A 16,385-nucleotide genomic window follows, 5' to 3' on the forward strand; every position below is an offset into this window, starting at 1 on the left:
ATATACGAAAAACCAGACACAGAAATGACACCGGCCCCGCAGCCGGGTGCCCTCCGACTGAAATCTGGGATGATCCGGGGTTGTTCTCTCTGCCCCCTGCTGCAGCGCGCCTGCCGCCTGATTGCCACGACCATGTCAGCCGATTCCTCGACCCCTTCCCCCGTCTCCGCGCCCGCTCCCGCATCGTCCGATGCACCCGTTGCCAGCGCTGGCCGTTCGCGCCGGGGCGGCAGGCGCCAGGCGCCCCGTGATCCATCAGGCCGTGCAGGCCCGGCAGGCAGTACCGCGGCACCCGGTGCGGCCCCTGCTGCGGCCAAGGCGCCGCATCCGGTGCTGGAGCAACTGGCAGGCCTGTACCCGCACCTGTTCGGCGCGGTGTTCCGCCCTCTCAAGCGCGGCATCTTCCAGGACATTCAGGCGGCCCACCCCGATTTGTTCGAACGCGAGGCGCTGAAGGTTGCGCTGGGCATCCACACGCGCTCCACGCGTTATCTGCAAAGCGTGGCCGCTGGCGAGCGCCGGTTTGACTTGGCCGGCCAGCCCGTGGAAGACATGGCGCCCGAGCACGTGCACCACGCGCTGCTGGAGGTGTACCGCCGCAAGAAGGCGCGATCCACCGAAGACCTGCTGCCCAAGCTGCGCAACCGCATGATGGCCGCGTTCGAGGCGTCGGGCCTCACGCGCGACGCCTACACCGAGCTGGTGCAAAGCCGCGACGAGGCCGCCAACGCCATCCTGCAGGAAGCCTTTGCCGAATGGTCGGCCCGCAACGCCAAGGACGAAGCCTTGCTGCGCGCCTTTGAAGCCAGCGGCCAGACGCTGGAAGCCTTCGCCGACATGTACGGCATGGTGGCCCGCACCGTGGGCCAGCAGCTGGAGCGCGCACGCCGCGTGGCAGCGGCAGCGGCTGCCGCTGCCGTCGCTGCTGCCAATGTGTCTGCAGCGGCCACCGCCGAGCCCGCTGAGCCGGTTGAATCCGCAGACACGGCCCAGGCCACGCCATCGGCCTGACGCCCGGGCACACGGGCTCTGCGCCCATGGGCCTGTGGGGCCTGTGGGGCCTGCAGCGGCACTGCAGTAGGTAAATTCAGGCGATATCGACCCCCAGTCCACGATTTGATTGCCTGTATAGCTATTAAAAATATAGCAAACCAGCGCGTCCAGCTTTCCAGGGCCGCGGGCCGGCGTCCCTGCCTTCCACGTACGCCCAGCGGGTACAAGCCGCAGCGCCGTGTCTGGGCAGAACACGCTGCTGACACAAGGTTGTCAGTAGTCTGGCGGCACCATGCGGCCTTCTTCCAACGAAAGGCCCGTTTTGATGACTGCAGCGCCCACCCTGGAGCAGGTTGATTCCTTCCACGTCGCCGGACTGGCCGTGCGCACCCGCAACAGCGACGAGATGAACCCCGCCACCGCGCGCCTGGGCGACCTGTGGGGCCGCTTTTTCAGCCAGAGCTGGGAGCGCAGCGTGCCCGGCCGTGGTGACGATGGCCGGGTGTTCGGGGTGTACAGCGGCTACGAATCCGACGAGCACGGCGCGTTCGACGTGACGGCTGGTGTGGCCGTAGCGCCCGGTGCCGCATTTGCTGATGGCGTCACGCAGGTCAGCGTGCAGGGCGGCCCGTACCTGGTGTTCCGGTGCGAAGGCACAATGCCGCAGATGGTCATCGACGGCTGGGTGCGGGTGTGGCAGCACTTTGCGGCGGCACCTGCGCACCGCCGCCGTTTCGGCACGGACTTCGAGCAGTACGAAGGCCCGGACCAGGTGGCGATCTACATCGGCGTGCTGCCCGCGAACGGAGCCAGCGCAGACGACACAGACACTGCAGGCACCACCGCCGCCGCCTGAGCCGCAGCCCCGCAAAGGAACCCTCCCATGCCCAACTCCTCCGCTCCCCTGACCTTCTACACCCACCCTCAGTCGCGCGGCCGCACCGTGCGCTGGATGCTGGAAGAATGCGGCATGCCCTACGACACTGTGGTGCTGGAGTACGGCACCACCATGAAGGCGCCCGCGTACCTGGCCATCAACCCCATGGGCAAGGTGCCCGCCCTGCAGCACGGCGACGTGGTCGTCACCGAGGTGGCCGCCATCTGCGCCTACCTGGCCGATGTGTTCCCCGAAAAAGGCCTGGCCCCGCCGGCTGGTTCGCCGCAGCGTGCGGCCTACTACCGCTGGCTGTTCTTCAGCGCCGGCCCGCTGGAAACCGCCGCCACCGCCAAGGCCCTGAACCTGCTGGCCCCGGCCGAGCGTGCGGTGATGGTGGGATACGGCAGCTACGCCAGCGTGATGGACACACTGGAGCATGCCGTGGCGCAGGCCCGCCCTTTCCTGTGCGGCGACGCGTTCACGGCGGCGGACCTGTACGTGGGTGCCCACCTGAACTGGGGCATGCAGTTCGGCACCATCGAACGCCGCCCCGCGTTCGAGGCCTTTGTGCAGCCGCTGCTGCAGCGCCCGGCGTACCTGCGCGCAGCCGCCATCGACGACGCACTGGCAGCAGCCAGCCAGGCCAATGCCAAAGCAAATGGCTGATCTGGCTGATGTGACGGAGCGACCTGGCTGGTGGGTACGGCTGCCTGCCTCCTGCGCGAGCGCCGCACACCGCACAGCCGCCCCAATCCTCGCCGCCGCTCCCGTTCCCCATGCGCCGCGCTGACCGCCTGTTCCAGATCGTCCAGCTCATCCGCGGGCGGCGCCTGTCCACGGCGGCCTTCCTGGCGGAGCGGCTGGAGGTGTCCCCGCGCACCATCTACCGCGACGTGGCGGACCTCCAGCACCAGGGCGTTCCCATTGAGGGCGAGGCCGGTGTGGGCTACCGCCTGGGGGCGGGCTTCGAGCTGCCGCCGCTGATGTTCACCCAGGGCGAGGCCAACGCCCTGGTGGCCGCCGCCCGCCTGGCGCAGTCGTGGCTGGATGCCGGGCTGGCCCGCGAGGTGGAGGGCGCCCTGGGCAAGATCCTGTCGGTACTCCCCCCCGCCGCCCGCGTGGCCGCCGAGGCCCAGGCTCTGTACGCCCCACCGGTCGGCCTGGACGCCCGCGCCCAGGCCACGCTGCAAGTGCTGCGCGAGGCCGTGCACAGCTGCCATGTGGTGCAGATCGATTACGCCGACGTGCAGGGCCGCCCCAGCCTGCGCCGCCTGCGCCCGCTGGGGTGCTTTTACTGGGGCAAGGTCTGGACGCTGTCGGCCTGGTGCGAGCTGCGCAACGACTTCCGCGGCTTTCGCATCGACCGCATCGTGGCGGTGTCGGTGCTGGAAGAGCGGTTCCGGCAGGAGCCGGGGAAGACGCTGGCCGATTTGCTGCGCAAGTTGGAGGGGGAAATGGAAGGGCGGCCGGCAGAGTGGACGGGTGCGCCAGGCGGCTGACCAACCTATTCCCGGAACAGCGCTGGGGGCTCGAGCCGCGCCCGCCTTGTAGAATCGGTCCCGGGTGTCGCGCCACGCGGGTGCGCCAGGTGTTGCGATAGGTCGGGCCGCCTCGCGGCTTTTCTTCGACCGCCTTCATGTCTGACACCCACATCCAGTGGATGGCTGCCGCCATCTTCGCCATCGCTCTCGTGCATACCTTCACGGTCAAGCAGTTCGAGAGGCTTTCCCACCGCTATCCCAGGCACGCCGGCCTCTTCCATCTGCTCGGAGAGGTGGAAGTTGTCTTCGGCTTCTGGGCCATCGTGCTGATCATCGGCCTCGCGCTGGGCACGGGTGGCGCGGATGCACTGGCCTATGCGGAGTCGCGCAACTACACCGAGCCGCTGTTCGTATTTGTCGTGATGGTGATCGCCGCATCCCGGCCTGTACTGCTCACCGTGATGAACCTCTCGGATCGCCTGGCGCGGATGCTTCCGGCAAGCACGCCTGTGGCCACGGCCTGGCTGGGTCTGGCGGCCGTACCGCTGCTGGGCTCGCTGATCACAGAGCCGGCAGCAATGACGATTGCCGCTCTCATGCTTGCGCCGCAGGTCTTTCGGCCCATGGTGCCCGAGCGGGCAAAGTACTTCGCGCTCGGAGTCCTGTTCGTCAATGTGTCGATTGGCGGGACGCTCACGTCCTATGCCGCCCCCCCGGTGCTCATGGTCGCCGCCACGTGGCAGTGGGACAGCGCCTTCATGCTTGCGAATTTCGGTTGGAAGGCTGCAATTGCCGTCTGCATCAATGCCACTGCCGCCACCTTCGTGCTTCGCGATTCCCTGAACGCGGCGCCATCCGGCGCCAGCACGCCAGTGGTGCCTGTGCCGTGGCCGGTCGTTGCAGTGCACCTGGGTTTTTTGGCGGGGGTCGTGCTGCTGGCACACCACCCTGTGGCATTCCTGGCGCTGTTCCTGATGTTTCTCGGCTTCACACAGGCCTATGGCCGCCATCAGAGCCCCCTCATCCTCAAGGAAGCGCTGCTGGTGGGCTTTTTCCTCGCCGGGCTCGTGGTGCTGGGCGGCATGCAGCAGTGGTGGCTGCAACCTATCGTGTCCTCACTCGCGCCGCTGCAACTGTTCTTTGGTGCGCTGGGTCTTACCGCGATCACCGACAACGCAGCGCTCACCTATCTGGGCTCGCTCATTGTGGGGATGTCCGACGAGTCCAAATACATGCTGGTGGCCGGGGCCGTGGCGGGCGGTGGGCTCACCGTGATCGCAAACGCGCCCAATCCGGCAGGTGTCGCGTTGCTCAAGCGCGGTTTTGCCGACGAGACGATCAGCGCTGGCGGCCTTCTCATGGGCGCCCTCGCTCCCACTTGTGTGGCAGCGGCCGCCTTCCTGCTGCTTTGATGTCGAGCCGGCGCTTCGTCCGGCGCCCGCTCACCCCGCCAGCGCCGCCTCAATATCCCCCGCCAGCTTCTTCGGTGCGTCCTGCGGCGCGTAGCGGCGGATCACGCGGCCGTCCTTGCCGACGAGGAACTTGGTGAAGTTCCATTTGATGGCCTTGCTGCCCAGCAGGCCCGGGGCCTCGGCGGCCAGCCACTGGTACAGGGGGGATGCGTTGGCGCCGTTCACATCGATCTTGGCCATCATCGGAAAGCTCACGCCGTAGTTCAGCTGGCAAAAACTCGCGATCTCGTCGTTGCTGCCCGGGTCCTGGCTGCCGAACTGGTTGCACGGAAAGCCCAGCACCACCAGGCCCTTGTCGGCGTACTGCTTGTGAAGTTCTTCGAGGCCACCAAACTGGGGCGTGAAGCCGCAGGCGCTGGCAGTGTTCACGATGAGCAGGACCTTGCCCTGGAACTGTGACAGGGGCACGGTCTGCCCGTTCATCTGTTGGGCTTCAAACTCGTAGATGCTGCTGGCCATGCGCGGACTCCTGGGTTGGAACAACACGCGATGGTAGCCCCTGGGGCGTGGGGCTGCGCGCCAGCGGTTCAATGGGCCGGTGCGCTGCCGCGGCGAAACTGCAGCGCGGCCAGCAACGAGGCCAGCAGGATCAGCGCCCCGCCCAGCAGCGTTTGCGCGTTGAGGGTGGCTGCACCCAGCAGGGCCGACGACACGCTGGCAAACACCACCTCCGAAAGCATCACCAGCGCGGTGGTGCCGGCCGCCAGCCGCGCAGCGCCGTACTGCAGCGCCCAGTTGCCCAGCATCAGCAACCCAGCCAGTACCAGCGCGGTAATGACCCAGGTGCTGTCGATGGCCGGAAAGGGCTCGACCACACCCATCTGCAGCCCGACGCCTGCCGTGGCCAGCGCCATCAGCATGCAGCCGCCAAACATGGTGGCCATGCGGGCCGGCCCGGGCACGGCATGCAGGCGGCGCAGCGTGACGTTGGTCAGCGCAAACATGAAGCCGCCCAGCAGGGCCAGGGCGTCGGCCAAACTCAGGTTCTGCAGCAGTCGGGCTGTGGATGTGCCCTGCGGCAGCAGCACCAGGACCACGCCCGCAAAGGCCAGTGCCAGGCGCATCAGCGCGGCGGGCGTCGGCCGCTCGCCCAGAATGCGCCAGGCCAGCAGCACGGCCCACGCGGGCATCAGATAAAACAGCAGGATCACACGTACCACGTCGCCAATGGTCACGGCCCAGTTGAAGGCCACGTTGTTCAGGCCCGATGCCACCGCCAGCAGCCACAGCCCGGGGTGGTCGCGCAACTGGCGCACGATGCCGGGGCGCCACGCCAGCAGGGCCAGCAGCACCACCGCATACATGCAGGCCGTGGCCCACAGCGGGTGCAGCCCCGCTTGGTGCATGCGCTGAAACGGCCACCAAGCCAGGCCCCAGACGAAGGCATTGAACAGCAGCGCGGCGAAGGGTAGGGGGGAGTGCATTGAGAATAAAACCGGCTCTAGCGCTTGTTGAATAAGCGCTGTTAGCTATACATTGTGTAGCGTTTTGCGCTTAAGGGCGGGGCGTCAAAAACTGGCACGCCCGAAGCGAGTGCACCCGTGGAACTGGCTTTGCCAGGCCACCGGGTGCGTCCCCCTCCGGGGGAAGCGGCGCAGCCGCTCAGGGGGGCTTCTCAATGATGCGTATCGTGCCGCGCGATGTCCAGCAGGTGGTTCACTTCGTCGCGGTGGTTGATGCAGTTGCGCTGGTGCCAGCGGCGAATGATCCACATCACGCCCGCCACCACCAGGCCAAACGCCGTGATCGCGCCAAACACCGACAGCCCGAACTTGAGCGACAGGCTGTAGAACGCGCCCAGGCCCAGGATGCAGGCCTGCTCGTTGAAGTTCTGCACGGCAATCGAGCGACCCGCGCCCATCAGGTTATGGCCGCGGTGCTGCAGCAGCGCGTTCATGGGCACCACCAGGTAGCCGCCCAGGCCGCCCAGGATGATGAGGAAAGGAATGGCGATCCAGATGTTGCTGATGAACACCATCAGGATCAGTAGCAGCCCCATGGCAATGCCCAGCGGGATGACCTTGGTGGCCATGTCCAGCCGCATGCGCATGGAGGCCACCACCGCGCCCACGGCGGTGCCGATGGCCACCACGCCGGTGAGGGCCGAGGCCTGCGTGGTGTTGTAGCCCAGTGCCACGGCGGCCCAGGCCAGCACGATGAACTTGAGGTTGCCGCCCGCGCCCCAGAACAGTGTGGTGGTGGCCAGCGAGATCTGACCGAGCTTGTCGCGCCACAGGCGGCTGTTGCACGACCAGAAGTCGGGCAGCAGACTCAGGGCGTTGGCCACCACGCTGCGGCTGGGGTCGGCACGCAGGGGGCGCATCTCCACACCGGTGTGCGGAATGCGGGTGTTGAACCAGGCGGCGATCGCATACACGGCGATCAGTGCGGCGATGGCCGCTTCGGCAGGCGTATCCACCCCGGTATCCATCATCGGGATGTCCACGCGCAGCAGCATGCCCGACAGGCTGTGGCCCACCAGCTGGCCGCCCAGCAGTACGCCCAGGATGATGGAGGCAATGGTGAGCCCTTCGATCCAGCCATTGGCCTTGACGAGCTGCGATGCCGGCAGCAGCTCGGTCAGGATGCCGTACTTGGCGGGCGAGTACGCCGCGGCCCCCAGTCCCACCACGGCATAGGCAATCAGCGGGTGCGAGCCAAACAGCATCATCAGGCAGCCCACCACCTTGATGGCGTTGCTGACAAACATCACCTTGCCCTTGGGCAGCGCGTCGGCAAACGCGCCGACGAAAGGCGCGAGCACTACATAAAAGAGCGCGAACATGGGCACCAGTGCTGCGCGTTGCCATTCGGGTGCGCCCCCGGTGCGCAGGAGTTCGACGGCAGCGACGAAGAGTGCGTTGTCGGCCAGCGAGCTGAAAAACTGCGCCGACATGATGGTGTAAAAACCGCGCTTCATCGAATGGCTGGAGGCTGCATCAGCGGTGCTGATGCGCTGTTAAAAGTGGGACGCTGGCTGGTGACAGACGGTTATATCACGCGGATAAACGGGCACAGTGCCAGAATCCTCCGCGTATTCCCCGGTAGATTCTTCCGGTCCATCAGGCCCTTTCACGCTGCACCGCCATGCCCCGCCCCATTGCCGCCACCATCCACACCACCGCCTTGCACCACAACCTGCAGCGGGTGCGCCAGTCGGTACCCGACGCCAAGGTGTGGGCGGTGGTCAAGGCCAACGCCTACGGCCACGGCATCGAGCGCGTGTTTGAAGGCCTGCGCGGTGCCGACGGCTTTGCGCTGCTGGACCTGGCCGAGGCCGAGCGCGTGCGCCACCTGGGCTGGCGCGGCCCCATCCTGCTGCTGGAGGGCGTGTTCGAACCGCGCGACCTGGAGCTGTGCTCGCGCCTGGGCCTGTGGCATGCCGTGCATTGCGACGAGCAGATCGACATGCTGGCCGCCCACAAGACGCAGGTGCCGCACCGCGTATTCCTCAAGATGAACTCGGGCATGAACCGCCTGGGGTTCACGCCCGCCCGCTACCGCGCGGCCTGGGCGCGGCTGGGTGCACTGCCGCAGGTCGACGAGATCTCGGTCATGACGCATTTCAGCGACGCCGACAGCCCGCGCGGCATCGGCCACCAGATCGAGGCCTTCAACGCCGCCACCCAGGACCTGCCGGGCGAGCGCAGCGTGTCCAACAGCGCGGCCACGCTGCGCCACCACACTGATGCCCGCCTGCGCTCCGACTGGGTGCGCGCGGGCATCGTCCTGTACGGCAGCGCCCCCGACTTTCCCGAAAACAGCCCCGCGCACTGGCAGGTGCAGCCCACCATGACGCTGGCCACGCGCCTGCTGGCCGTGCAGCACCTGCAGCCGGGCGACACGGTGGGCTACGGCTCGCGCTTTACCGCCACCGAGCCCATGACCATCGGCATCGCCGCCTGCGGCTATGCCGACGGCTACCCGCGCCATTGCGACACGGGCACCCCGGTGCTGGTGGGCGGCGTGCGCACGCGGCTGGTGGGGCGGGTGAGCATGGACATGGTGACGGTGGACCTGGCCCCGGTGATTGCTGCTGGCATACCGGCCGGTTTCGGCACCGAGGTCACGCTCTGGGGCCGGGCTTCCACGGGCGCGGTCTTGCCGATCGACGAGGTGGCCCAGGCCGCCGGTACCGTGGGCTACGAGCTGATGTGCGCCCTGGCACAGCGCGTGCCGGTGGCTGTGGACGGCACCGCCTGAGCCAGGCGGACGGCTGCGGGCCGGGGCGTGTGCCCTGGCCGGGCGGCGGGGCGCAGGGTTGGCCGGCCGCGCACAAAAGCAGTGGCCGTGATTCTGGCGCTGGTGTGAAATACGCTCCGTTCCGCCCATGCCCTCCCGGCCTTGGTCGGCCCTGACCCTTGCAAGACCTTCACGATGGCCACACAGCAACGCCCGTCCAGCACACCTACCGCCGCCCGCGGCAAGCCTTCCAGCTGGCGCGCCGTGCGCATGCCGCAGCTGCACCCGCACGATGTGGTGCAGACCTTGCAGCAGCGGCACAGCCTGCGCTGGCACGGGTTGCTGATCGGCAGCTTCACGCTGCTGCTGATGTGGCTGACCTCGCATGTGCAGATGCGGCTGGGGGTGGAGTCGCTGGCGCTGCGCTATCTGGTCACGCTGTCGGTGGGCTATGTGGCGTATCTGCTGGTGGTGCGCGCCTGGGCCGCGCGCCTGGTGCGTGATGAGGACAGTGGCGGCCTGGAAGGCGGCTCAGATGCCGTCGAGATTGCGGCCGACGTGGCCGACATGGCGTGGTCGCGCGGTGGTGGCAACTCCGGCACCGTGCCCGTGCGGATGCCACGCCTGTCCGAGGTGCAACCCGGGATCGATGCCGGCAGCAGCAGTGGCGCGCTGGACGGTCTGGGCGACATGGCCAGCGGGGCGGTGGATGCCATCGGCAGCGCGGACGACGGTGCGGTGGTTGTGGTGCCCATCGTCGCCATCTTCCCCATCGGCGCGGCACTGGTATTCGGCGCGGGCTCGCTGGCCATGCTGTTCTTTGGCTGGGATGTGCTGCTGGCCGTGGCGGTGGAAGTGGCCTTCTCGGTGGTTGCGGCCCGCGCGGCGGTGGGCGTGGAGCGCGAGGGCTGGCTCGCGGCCGCCGTGCGCCTGACGTGGAAGCCCCTGCTGGGCGCGCTGCTGTGTGCGGTGGTGCTGGGCGCCACCATTGACCACTTCCTGCCTGGCGTGCAGTCGCTGCCCGAGGCAGTGCGGGCCATTCAGGGGCGCTGAGGGGGATTGAACGGAGCCTTGGCTGCCGCTTCGCCGTGGGCGCGCCGGGGCAAATGCCTCTTTCGGTATCCCATCAATAAGCTATTTAATCGATAGCGTTAAGGGCATATGAAACGTGCGCTACAGCCCTGTTTGGCTCAAAAACACCCGTGGGGCCGCTTTCTCAGCCTTTCACGGCCGTGCTCAGCAGCACGCTGCCGGCCGCCTCGCGCACGGCTTCGGTCATGTGATTCAGTGCCCGCACGTTCAGGCGCCAGTACTGCCAGTACAGCGCCACGTCCACCGGTTTGCCCGGAATCAGCTCCACCAGCTCGCCCGCTTTGCGCGCATCCACCACCATGGGGTCGGGGATCATGCCCCAGCCCAGGCCTGCGCGCGTGGTGGTGACAAACGCATGTGCCTCGGGCAGCCAGTGCACGGGCGGTGCGATGGCGCGGCGCGTCACGCGGCGCACAAAGCGCTCCTGCAATGCGTCCTTGCGGTTGAAGACCAGCATGGGCGCCTTTGCCAGCGTGGCCGCCGTCACGCCGGCGGCAAAGTGGCGCTCCATGAAGGCGGGGCTGGCCAGCGCCCGGTAACGCAGCACGCCCAGCGGCAGCACCTTGCAGCCCTGCACGGGCTGCGGGTCGGCCGTCACGGCAGCCATCACGCGGCCCTCGCGCAGCAGGTTGGCCGAGTGGTCCTGGTCCTCCACATGGATGTCGAAGGTGATGTTCTCGCCCTCGGCGGCCCGCGCCATGGCCAGGGGCAGCCAGGTGGCCAGCGAATCGGCATTCACCCCCACGGCCAGGCGCGTGCTGGTGTGCTGGCCGCCGCCGATGGCATCCAGCGCATCGGCCTCGCTCAGCGCTACTTCGCGCGCATGGCGGTACAGCGCCTGCCCTGCCTCGGTGGGTGTGCAGGGCGTGGCGCGGCGCACCAGCACCTGGCCCACGCGCTCTTCCAGCAGCTTGATGCGCTGCGACACCGCCGAGCGGGTGACATGCAGCACCGCCGCGGCGCGCTCGAAGCTGCCTTCGTCCACCACCGCGGCAAACGCGCTGAGCTGGGCTGAATCAAGGGCCATGGGGTGACACCGATGGAGTTAGAGATTTTGACGGAACGTTAAAAAGTATAGCTGGCGTGAATGCAGGGCCATCAGCAGAATCGCGGCCCATGACCACCACTGCCCTCGTTCACGGATTCACATCGACCGCGCTGCTCATCATGGCGATTGGCGCGCAAAACGCTTTTGTGCTGCGCCAGGGGCTGCGGCGCGAGCATGTGCTGCCGGTGGTGATGGTGTGTGCGCTGTCCGATGCCGTGCTGCTGCAGGCTGGCGTGTGGGGCATGGGCGGCGTGCTGGCGGCGCGGCCCGAGTGGGCGCAGTTCATGCGCTGGGCGGGGGCGATCTTTCTGGTGGGCTACGCGCTGCAGGCAGGTGCCCGGGCCCTGCGTCCGGCGCACCTGCTGGTGTCTGCCAGCGGCCCTGGCGCCAGCCTGCGCACCACGCTGCTCACCGTGACGGCACTGACGTGGCTGAACCCCCATGTGTACCTGGACACCGTGGTGCTGCTGGGCACCATGGCCAGCCCCTACCCGGCCTGGGGGCGCGCCGCGTTTGCCGTGGGCGGTGCGCTGGCCAGTGCGGCGTGGTTCATGGCGCTGGGCTTCGGCGCGCGCTGGCTGGCGCCGGTGTTTGCATCGCCCGCCGCGTGGCGTGTGCTGGATGCAGCCACCGCAGCCACCATGCTGCTGCTGGCCGGGGTGATGGTTCTAAGCTAAGAAAGACAAGTTCGTTACGCGGACAAGCGTATTGCGCCATAGTGGGGGCTGATTGATCTGGAGTAATCCCCATGCGTTTCAAGTTCCTCTTGCTTGCGGCGGCCGTGGCCGCCGCACTGCCCCTGGCCGCACAGGCCAACACCTTCCGCTGGTCCCGCTCGGTAGACATTTCATCCTGGGACATCCATACCCAGAACGTGGGCGTGAACAACACCATGCACGGCGCGGTGTACGACACGCTGGTCGAATACAACAGCAAGACCTTCAAGCCCGAGCCGTCGCTGGCCACCGAGTGGAAGCTGGTCAAGCCCACGCAGCTGCGCCTGACCCTGCGCAAGGGCGTGAAGTTCAGTGACGGCAGCGAGTTCACGGCCGATGACGCCAAGTTCTCGCTGGAGCGCGCCAAGGCCAAAAGCTCCAACTTTGCCGTGTACACCCAAGGCATCGACCGTGTCGAAAAGATCGATGCCTACACCATCGACATCCACTCCGAGCTGCCCAACCCGGTGCTGGTGAACCAGCTGACCGAGCTGCGCATCATGAGCAAGGCCTGGGCGGAGAAGAACAAGTCTGTGGAGCCCAAGGACATCAAGAACAAGGACGAAACCTATGCCCACCGCAACGCGCTGGGCACGGGCCCCTACCAGCTCAAGCAGTGGACACCCGACCAGCGCGTGGTGCTGGAGCCCAACCCCAACTGGTGGGGCAAGGGCAAGTACCCCACCAACCTGACCGAGATCGTCTACACGCCCATCAAGGCCGACGCCACGCGCACGGCCGCGCTGCTGTCGGGCGAGGTGGACTTCGTGATCGACCCCAGCCTGCAGGATCTGGCGCGCATCAAGCAGACGCCCAACCTGAAGGTGCTGGAAGGACCCGAGTACCGCACCATCTTTTTGGGCATGGACCAGTTCCGCGAGGAGCTGCCGGGCTCGGACGTGAAGGGCAAGAACCCGCTCAAGGACCAGCGCGTGCGCAAGGCGCTATACCAGGCCATCGACATCCAGTCCATCCAGCGCGTGGTGATGCGCGGGCTGGCCCAGCCCACCGGCGCGCTGATTGCCAACCAGGTCAACGGCTGGACCAAGAAGGCCGACGTGCGCTACCCGTTTGACGCCAAGGCCTCCCAAAAGCTGCTGGCCGACGCGGGCTACCCCAACGGCTTTGAAGTGGACTTTGCCTGCAGTGCAGGCCGCTACATCAACGACGAGCAGCTGTGCCAGGCCATCACTTCGCAATGGGCCAAGGTGGGCGTGAAGGCCAAGCTGCGCTCGCTGCCGTTTGCCACCTACTTCCCGATGATCCAGCGCAACGAGGCCAGCATCTACCTGCTGGGCTGGGGCGTGCCCACGTTTGATGCGTTCTACAGCCTGCAGTCGCTGGTGCGCTCGCCCGGCGCGGGGGGCGACGGCAACTTCAACCTGGGCCGTTTCTCAGACCCGCAGATGGATGCGCTGATCGAACGGGTGAAGAAGGAAACCGACACCGCCACGCGCAACAACCTGATCGAACAGGCGCTGATCAAGGAGCATGAGCTGGTGACACACATCCCGCTGTACAACCAGGTGATTCCGTGGGCTGCGACGAAGAAGGTGGATGTGATCCACCGTGCGGACAACCGGATCGACTGGCGGTATTTGAGAGTGACAACCCCCTGAGTCGCTTCGCGCCTCGGTGCCACCGCCAGAGGCGGCGGCTCTTCGGGCACGTCCAAGCCTGCGCAGGCAGGCTTGGAGCCACGGCCCTCAGCCCCTTTCTCGAATTGCTGCGCAATTCGGGAAGGGGGACGCCGCCAGCGCACGCAAGTGCAGCGCTGCCTACGCAGCCAGGCGGCCCTTGCGCGGCGGCCCTCGCCTCGGCCGCGCCAGTTTCAAAGGCTGCGCATTCAGGCGGCTTTGAGGCAATGAGCCCGCAACGATTCAGGCCAGCGCGCGCTGCACTGCCGGCCGCTCCCGCACCCGCTGCGCGTGCGCATACACCTTCGGGAACCGGGCAATGTCCACGCCATCGCCCTCCAGCCAGGTGCCGATGGTGAACAGGTAGCCATCGGCCACCGTGTACTGCGCGCCCATCACCCAGGGGCCCTGATCCGCACGGGCAAAGTAGTGGTGTTCGATGAAATCAAAGCAGTCGGTCATGTTCTGCGGCACCTTGCGCTGCATGGCGGCGATGGCGTCGGGCTCGTCAGCCCAGCGGCTGGCGCGGGGCCGGTGTGCGTGGGCCACATGCACGGTGGACGCGAGGTAGCTGTGGAACTCTTGCATGCGCGCAAAGCCGTGGGCGTCGGCAGGGGCCAGGCGGGCGTCAGGAAAGGATTGCGCCACATAGACCAGCAATGCGGGTGTTTCGGTCAGCACCCCTTGGCCCGTCACCAGCACCGGCACGCGGCCCTTGGGGTTCAGGGCCAGGTATGCCGGGCTGCGCTGCTGGGCCGAGGCGAAGTCCACGCGGACCAGCTCGTACGGGGCGCCAGCCTCTTCCAGCGCGATGCGAACGGCCAGTGCGCAGGTGCCAGGCGCGTAGTGAAGCGAAAGGTTTGTCATGGTCGTATCGCTATGTTGTTAATAGCTAAAGAGGATTATTTAGCCTGGGCTTGAAGCCAGTTTTGCTCAAAAATCATGTGTACAGGCCCCGCGTGCGCCCCATCAGCCGTACCAGGCCCAGCAGCGCGTCCGTATGCGGCGTGGGCGTGCCGGTGATCTGCCCCAGCTCCCGCACCGCGCCCACCAGCGCGTCGATCTCCAGCGGCTTGCCAGCCTCCACGTCTTGCAGCATCGATGTCTTGAATGCGCCCAGCTTGCGGGTGACGGCGTGGCGGTCTTCGGGCTGCTGGTCGATGGGCAGGCCCAGCTTTTCGCCGATGGCCTTGGCCTCCAGCATCACGGCGCTCACAAAGCCGCGTACCAGGTCGTCGTCCAGGATGCGGTCGGTGGTGGCGCCGGTCAGCGCGCTGATGGGATTGACCGTGAGGTTGCCCCACAGCTTGAACCAGATGTCCTTCTGGATGGTGGAGGTCACTTCCACATCGATGCCGCCGCGCTGCAGCGTATCGGCCACCTGTTGCAGCCGTGCGCTGCGGCTGCCGCCGGGCTCACCCACGATGAGCCGGTTGCCAAAGTGCTGGCGCACCAGCCCCGGGGCTTCCACCGAGCAGCTGGTGTGCACCACGCTGCCCAGCACGTGGCGGCCGGGAATGGCGCGTGCGATCTCGCCGCCGGCATCCACCGACTGCAGCGCGTGGCCGCTTGCAGGCCCGCCAAATCCGTCAAGGAACCACCAAGGCACCCCGTTCATGGCCGTCAGCACGATGGTGTGGGGCCCGATCAGCGGGCCCATGGCGCGCGCCACATCGGGCAGGCCGGGGGCCTTGACGGCCAGCACCACCAGGTCTTGTACGCCCAGGTCGGCCGGGTGGGCCTGCGCGTTCACAGGCGTGTGTGCCAGCGTGCCGTCAGCCCGGCGCAGGCGAAGCCCGTCGGCCTGCAGCGCCGTCAGCGTGGCGCCACGTGCTACCACGCCCAGTTCGCAGCCGGCCTGCGCCAGTGCCATGCCCAGCCAGCCGCCAATGGCGCCAGCGCCGTAGATACATGCCTTCATCGTCATCGAGCCTTTTTTGAATTCAGGAAATGTGCAGGAGATGCCATCAGTAGCCGGGCGTGTGCGAGGCGGCCGGCGAGGCACCCGGGGGGCGAAACCGCGCCAGCAGATCCTGCGCAGCACGGGCCAGCAGCATGGTGTCCACCCCCACCGCCACGAACAAAGCGCCCGCCGCCAGCCACTGCCGCGCCTGCGATTCGGTGGTCGCGAGGATGCCCGGGGCCTTGCCTGCAGCCAGGATGCGACGGATGCCATCGTGGATGGCCGCCTGCACGTCGGGGTGCCCGGCGTTGCCGGGGTGGCCCATCGATGCCGACAGGTCGGCCGGGCCGATGAATACGCCGTCCACGCCGGGCGTGGCCGCAATCGCATCGAGGTTCGCCATGGCCTCCACCGTTTCGGCCTGCACCAGCAGGCAGATCTGCTGGTTGGCCTCGTGCACGTACTGCGGGTAGGCCTGCCAGCGCGACGAACGGGCCAGCGCGCTGCCCATGCCGCGTACGCCCTCGGGGGCATAGCGCGTGGCGCGCACCAGTTGCTGCGCTTGCCCGGGCGTATCGACCATGGGCACCAGCAGGGTCTGCACGCCCAGGTCCAGGTACTGCTTGATGAGCGCGGTGTCACCCACCGGCACGCGCGCAATAGGGTGGGGCGCTTGTGCGCCTGGCGGCAATGCACTGGTCGCACTGGCCGCACTGGCTATGGCCTGCAGCTGGTGCAGGATGGAGCGCAGGTCGTTGGGTGCATGTTCGCCATCGACCAGCAGCCAGTCGTAGCCGGTGCCTGCCAGGATCTCGGCGCTGTAGGCATCGGCCAGGCCCAGCCACAGGCCGATCTGCGCCTGGCGCTGGGCCATGGCCTGCTTGAAAACGTTGGTGGGGGTCTGCAATCGGAACTCCTGCGGCGGTGCGAAGCCTGCCATCGTACGGGCTGTTGCCGATGCGTGCGGGGCGGGTCGCTATAGTC

The 16,385-nt window shown here is 67.3% G+C and carries 16 protein-coding genes; 9 read left to right on the forward strand and 7 right to left on the reverse strand.

The features are described from left to right. Positions 1–132: 132 nt before the first annotated feature. The 5 genes from ACTPOI_RS03385 (at position 133) to ACTPOI_RS03405 (ending at position 4,763) form a co-directional block, all read left to right on the forward strand. Positions 133–1,011: a ProQ/FINO family protein gene (locus ACTPOI_RS03385; protein WP_440106405.1), complete on the forward strand. Its 879-nt coding sequence runs from the start codon at positions 133–135 to the stop codon at positions 1,009–1,011. Between the two features lie 307 nt (positions 1,012–1,318). Continuing rightward, positions 1,319–1,849 carry a GyrI-like domain-containing protein gene (locus ACTPOI_RS03390; protein WP_440106407.1) on the forward strand — a complete coding sequence of 177 codons (531 nt, stop codon included), beginning with the start codon at positions 1,319–1,321 and terminating at the stop codon, positions 1,847–1,849. A gap of 27 nt (positions 1,850–1,876) precedes the next feature. Continuing rightward, on the forward strand, positions 1,877–2,536 hold the full coding sequence (locus tag ACTPOI_RS03395) for a glutathione S-transferase family protein (RefSeq protein WP_440106409.1): 660 nt from the start codon (positions 1,877–1,879) through the stop codon (positions 2,534–2,536). A gap of 110 nt (positions 2,537–2,646) precedes the next feature. Further along, positions 2,647–3,369, forward strand: coding sequence for a helix-turn-helix transcriptional regulator (locus ACTPOI_RS03400; RefSeq protein WP_440106411.1), 723 nt, complete (start codon positions 2,647–2,649; stop codon positions 3,367–3,369). Positions 3,370–3,506: 137 nt separating this feature from the next. After that, complete coding sequence (locus ACTPOI_RS03405; protein ID WP_440106413.1) at positions 3,507–4,763, forward strand: putative Na+/H+ antiporter; 1,257 nt, start codon at positions 3,507–3,509, stop codon at positions 4,761–4,763. A gap of 30 nt (positions 4,764–4,793) precedes the next feature. On the opposite strand, the gene ACTPOI_RS03410 is transcribed toward ACTPOI_RS03405, so the two are convergent. The 3 genes from ACTPOI_RS03410 to lplT form a co-directional block, all read right to left on the reverse strand. Next, positions 4,794–5,282 (reverse strand): glutathione peroxidase, encoded by a 489-nt coding sequence (locus tag ACTPOI_RS03410; RefSeq protein ID WP_440106415.1) that lies wholly within the window; start codon positions 5,280–5,282, stop codon positions 4,794–4,796. Between the two features lie 68 nt (positions 5,283–5,350). Further along, positions 5,351–6,247 carry a DMT family transporter gene (locus ACTPOI_RS03415; RefSeq protein ID WP_440106417.1) on the reverse strand — a complete coding sequence of 299 codons (897 nt, stop codon included), beginning with the start codon at positions 6,245–6,247 and terminating at the stop codon, positions 5,351–5,353. A gap of 191 nt (positions 6,248–6,438) precedes the next feature. Next, positions 6,439–7,743 carry a lysophospholipid transporter LplT gene (gene lplT / locus ACTPOI_RS03420; protein ID WP_440106419.1) on the reverse strand — a complete coding sequence of 435 codons (1,305 nt, stop codon included), beginning with the start codon at positions 7,741–7,743 and terminating at the stop codon, positions 6,439–6,441. A 167-nt stretch (positions 7,744–7,910) separates the two neighbouring features. Between lplT and alr the strand changes: the two genes are divergently transcribed. Together alr and ACTPOI_RS03430 are read left to right on the forward strand one after the other, a co-directional pair. Next, positions 7,911–9,026 (forward strand): alanine racemase, encoded by a 1,116-nt coding sequence (gene alr, locus ACTPOI_RS03425; RefSeq protein ID WP_440106421.1) that lies wholly within the window; start codon positions 7,911–7,913, stop codon positions 9,024–9,026. 174 nt (positions 9,027–9,200) lie between these two features. Further along, a complete protein-coding gene (locus tag ACTPOI_RS03430) occupies positions 9,201–10,058 on the forward strand; it encodes a hypothetical protein (protein WP_440106423.1) in 858 nt (285 codons plus the stop codon). A gap of 163 nt (positions 10,059–10,221) precedes the next feature. Here ACTPOI_RS03430 and ACTPOI_RS03435 read toward each other — a convergent pair whose 3' ends face one another. Further along, complete coding sequence (locus ACTPOI_RS03435; RefSeq protein WP_440106425.1) at positions 10,222–11,124, reverse strand: LysR family transcriptional regulator ArgP; 903 nt, start codon at positions 11,122–11,124, stop codon at positions 10,222–10,224. An 89-nt stretch (positions 11,125–11,213) separates the two neighbouring features. Here ACTPOI_RS03435 and ACTPOI_RS03440 point away from each other — a divergent pair, with 89 nt between their 5' ends. Both ACTPOI_RS03440 and ACTPOI_RS03445 read left to right on the forward strand, forming a co-directional pair. Continuing rightward, positions 11,214–11,822, forward strand: a complete 609-nt coding sequence (locus tag ACTPOI_RS03440; RefSeq protein ID WP_440106427.1) for a LysE/ArgO family amino acid transporter — start codon at positions 11,214–11,216, stop codon at positions 11,820–11,822. Between the two features lie 71 nt (positions 11,823–11,893). Continuing rightward, a complete protein-coding gene (locus ACTPOI_RS03445) occupies positions 11,894–13,480 on the forward strand; it encodes an ABC transporter substrate-binding protein (RefSeq protein ID WP_440106429.1) in 1,587 nt (528 codons plus the stop codon). 261 nt (positions 13,481–13,741) lie between these two features. Here the strand turns inward: ACTPOI_RS03445 and ACTPOI_RS03450 are convergent, their stop codons facing one another. The 3 genes from ACTPOI_RS03450 to ACTPOI_RS03460 all read right to left on the reverse strand — a co-directional run bounded on the left by ACTPOI_RS03450 (position 13,742) and on the right by ACTPOI_RS03460 (position 16,308). After that, positions 13,742–14,365: a glutathione S-transferase family protein gene (locus ACTPOI_RS03450; protein ID WP_440106431.1), complete on the reverse strand. Its 624-nt coding sequence runs from the start codon at positions 14,363–14,365 to the stop codon at positions 13,742–13,744. A gap of 73 nt (positions 14,366–14,438) precedes the next feature. Beyond that, entirely contained in the window at positions 14,439–15,419 is a 981-nt protein-coding gene (locus tag ACTPOI_RS03455; protein WP_440106433.1) for a 2-dehydropantoate 2-reductase, read from the reverse strand. 46 nt (positions 15,420–15,465) lie between these two features. Next, positions 15,466–16,308 carry an aldolase/citrate lyase family protein gene (locus ACTPOI_RS03460; RefSeq protein ID WP_440106435.1) on the reverse strand — a complete coding sequence of 281 codons (843 nt, stop codon included), beginning with the start codon at positions 16,306–16,308 and terminating at the stop codon, positions 15,466–15,468. Positions 16,309–16,385 lie beyond the last annotated feature (77 nt).

The organism is Acidovorax sp. BL-A-41-H1, assembly GCF_051942715.1.